This window comes from Acetobacter tropicalis (assembly GCF_001580915.1).
GTDB lineage: Bacteria > Pseudomonadota > Alphaproteobacteria > Acetobacterales > Acetobacteraceae > Acetobacter > Acetobacter tropicalis.
Genome location: NZ_LHZQ01000110.1, coordinates 1 through 3,876, shown reverse-complemented (window position 1 = coordinate 3,876; position 3,876 = coordinate 1). Strand labels below are relative to the sequence as shown.

The following is a 3,876-nucleotide window of genomic DNA, read 5'->3' as shown; positions in this document are numbered from 1 at the left end:
AGGTTATAACCACACCGCACAAAATTCAGGATAGTCCCTTCCATCGTACAGGAAGAACGTATCATAGCTATGTTTGACAGTTCCGTTAGGGTTCTTGTTCCCCCCATAACGGGTATAGCGATAAAAAATCTGCGGCTGCCAAGGGAGCATGGTGAACCGGTATCCTGGTTCAAAATACATGCCATAGGCTTCTACCGATTTGTAACCATTCCCGGCATGAGAATTCTGTTGAGACACAAAACTCCCGTAAAAAGTAAAGTTTTTTGAAATATCCAGAGGCCGGAAGGGCACCAGCGTGCCACCCCAACTCAGCGAGGCGACATTCATGCCGTTGCGATCTCCACGGGCAGAATAATCGTAATGGGAAGACGTATCAGCGTCCCGCACATGAAAATAAGTCAAGGTGACGTAGGCCGCACGGTCTGCGTATGTGCTTTCACCATGCCCACCCGGCGTATTGCGGAACCAACTGACATCGAACCCGACAAATTTGGTTTTGGGTCGATCATTTCCCCAGTCGATATCGTTATCCGCATTGCTTTCCAGCATGAAGATATCCGCCCGCACCGGATTGCCTTCCAGCTTGATCACACCGGGGCCTGAGAACGCAAAACGTGGCGCATACCACCATGCGCCACGGCTGCCAGCGCTATAAGTGCCTTTGCCTATAAGAAAGCCATCATCAACAGCAAAAGCCTGTCGGCCGCCCAGAACGGTAAGCTGCTGGCTTTTTCCTGCCAGATGCACGGGCAATGTTACACCGATATTGGCTTCTTCCAGATAGATGGAACGTGGTGTTCCCGATGTCTGGGAAATTTCCTGTGCATCCCCATGCCCCAGAGTAGCCGCCCCCAGTGCGGAGGCCTTGCCGATAATGGAGATACCCTGCCCAAGATCCCACCGGCCAGAAAGAATGGGTTTGCCGTATAGCTCACCATAGGTCGGGCTTTGCGCCCTGTTATAGCGGCCACCAGAACGGGCGGCATAAGAGCCTGCGCCAAAATTGACATTAGGAAGATAGAAAGCTCAGCCGCCGATATCAAGACCACCTTCAATAGTTATGTCCTTGACGGAAACCAGCGTTTTTTCAGCTCGCGCAGCAGATACCATCACCACAGAGCAACAAAGCAGAACAAGCGGATAAACACAAAAACGCATATCGGCTCAACACCACCCGGCACATCGCAAGACACAGACAGTGGACATCACGCCCTTTCCCCATAGTGGAGGGTCAAGCACCCTTAATAAGGTGGTTGACCATCAGGATTTTGACCCAGAGCCATATGGCTCACAGCATTCCGAGATCCAGATAATCTCGAATATGTTATAAAATTTACATTATAATATAATATTTTCAAGACATATTCTTTTTGAACATTACCGATCCCGTTACTGTAAAAATCATATTGTTTCTATAGTAACGCGAGGAAAACATGCCTGAACAGCAACGTTCAGGCACGGATACGCTTTAAACTATGCGGCAGAAAACTGCTAATTTGCATCCCATACCGGATAAATGATCTTATTATTTATAAAATACGTTGATGTCGCCAAAAAGCTGGAGACGATCTTTTGTTCATTTTTGTAGACACAAAATTGTGAACATCGCCCTTATATAGCCTAAAAGCCACATCCTATTTTCTTTATAATTATTTCAAAACAATACGTTGCCTTCCCACCTCAGCCAGACACCAGATGTTTCTCGTCCTTATTCTGGTTGTTTAACCGCTTTCTAAAATAAACAGTCTCTGCCTGCATTCAGAAAACTGCACAAGTATTCCTTACCCGTAATGAAATATTCATCCCGTTCGTTTTCCATACCATTATCGAGCCACAGCGGCCTCTCCTGTCCACCGTCCATCCCGTTCATCTCCTGGTCCGGGGGAACCTCCTTCTCCCAGAGGTTTTTTAGAATGCACTGCCCCTTCCATGGACTAAGGACTGAAGAGTATGGCGAAACCCAATGTTGCGGATATTCTGGTACAAACGCTCGAACAGGCTGGTGTCGACTCTATTTATGGCGTGGTGGGCGACAGCCTGAACGGCATTACGGACAGCCTGCTCAAACGCAAGACCATCCGCTGGGTCCATGTCCGGCATGAAGAAGTTGCTGCCTTTGCCGCTGCCGGCGCGGCGCATGTTACCGGCAAGCTGGCTGTTTGCGCGGGCTCATGTGGACCCGGCAACCTGCATCTGATCAATGGACTGTATGATGCCCACCGCTCCCGCGTGCCGGTTCTGGCCATTGCAGCCCAAATTCCCAGCCCGGAAATTGGATCGGGCTATTTTCAGGAAACCCGGCCGGAAGCCCTCTTCCGTGAATGTAGCCATTATTGTGAAACCATTTCCTCACCCGAGCAGGCCCCACGCGTGGTTGAAGCCGCCATTCGCGCCGCAGTGGGTCAAAAAGGGGTAGCGGTCATTGCCATCCCGGGAGATGTGGCGCTGAAGGCGGCGGTCAATACCATTATTTCCGAAAAAATAGCCCTGCTGCCTAAAGAGCCGGTTGTTGTTCCGCCAGAAGACGATCTGGCCGCTTTGATAGATCTTCTGAAAAGCGGAAAGCGCATTACCATTCTGGCCGGGCGCGGCTGCGCTGGTGCCCATGCCGAACTCATCCGGCTGGCCGAAACCCTCAAGGCCCCCATTGTTCACGCCCTCGGTGGGAAGGAACATGTGGAATATGACAACCCGTACGATGTGGGCATGACAGGACTGATCGGGTTCTCCTCCGGTTATCATTCGCTGCTGGCCGCTGATGTCGTGCTGATGCTGGGCACGGACTTCCCTTACCGCCAATTCTATCCGGAAGACGCAAAGATCGCGCAGATTGATATTCGGCCCCAGCAACTTGGCCGACGCTGCCCCCTTGCCCTTGGCTTGGTGGGGGATGTGAAACACACCCTGACCGCACTGTTGCCCCGGCTGACGGCCCGCACTGACCGCGCCCATCTGGATAAATGTCTGGAACTTTACAAAAAAGCACGTCAGGGGCTGGATGATCTGGCAACTGGCGGCACCAAAAAACCCATCCACCCGCAATATCTCACCCGTCTGATCAATGAAACCGCGACACGTGACGCCATTTTCACGGCAGATGTCGGCACCCCTACGGTGTGGGCTGCGCGCTATCTGAAAATGAATGGACAGCGACGGTTGATGGGGTCCTTTGTCCATGGGTCCATGGCCAACGCCCTGCCGCAGGCCATTGGGGCACAGGTGGCGCAACCCAACCGTCAGATTATCAGCCTCTCTGGTGATGGTGGTTTTACCATGCTGATGGGAGACCTTCTGACACTGGTTCAGGAAAAACTTCCGATTAAACTTATCATTTACAATAATGGCACTCTTGGCTTTGTGGCTATGGAAATGAAAGCCGCCGGATATCTGGAAACAGGCGTGTCCCTGCAGAACCCGGATTTTGCCGCCATGTGCCGAGCCATGGGCATTCATGCTGTGCGGGCAGAAACACCCGCCGAATTGCCCGCTGCTGTGGACAACATCCTCAACCACCCCGGCCCTGCCGTGCTGGATGCCGTCACCAACACGCAGGAACTGGCCATGCCACCCAAAATTGAAAAATCCCAGATTACCGGCTTCAGTCTTTACGCTCTCAAAGCCATCATGAACGGTCGGGGTGATGAGATTATTGATGTTGCCAAAACCAATATTCCGTTTCTGCGGTAACAGATTTTAGCAATCAGCTTTTCTTAGACCATGAGGGATATGCCCGCAGCGCAGGCTATCCCTCCTCTCTCCGACACCCAGGGGAAAAACCGCAGGCAAGCGTGGAGCGTCCCGATAATGGAGCCTCTGCCACCGCCACCGCCACCTGTGCCCCAATGGCCTGCGGCAGGGCGTTGGCCATGGACCCAT

2 protein-coding genes are annotated in these 3,876 nt (G+C 52.2%); one reads left to right on the top strand and one right to left on the bottom strand.

The window, feature by feature from the left end; genetic code table 11:
- Positions 1 to 3 precede the first annotated feature (3 nt).
- Complete coding sequence (locus AD944_RS17305) at positions 4 to 747, bottom strand: hypothetical protein (RefSeq protein ID WP_248845799.1); 744 nt, start codon at positions 745 to 747, stop codon at positions 4 to 6.
- Positions 748 to 1,950: 1,203 nt separating this feature from the next.
- Here AD944_RS17305 and poxB point away from each other — a divergent pair.
- Positions 1,951 to 3,687 (top strand): ubiquinone-dependent pyruvate dehydrogenase, encoded by a 1,737-nt coding sequence (poxB, locus tag AD944_RS01015; protein WP_045543230.1) that lies wholly within the window; start codon positions 1,951 to 1,953, stop codon positions 3,685 to 3,687.
- The last annotated feature ends 189 nt before the right edge of the window (positions 3,688 to 3,876 follow it).

Excerpts from the sequence above, each read along its gene's own strand:
- poxB (WP_045543230.1), top strand. The coding sequence starts at position 1,951 with ATGGCGAAACCCAATGTTGCGGATATTCTGGTACAAACGCTCGAACAG.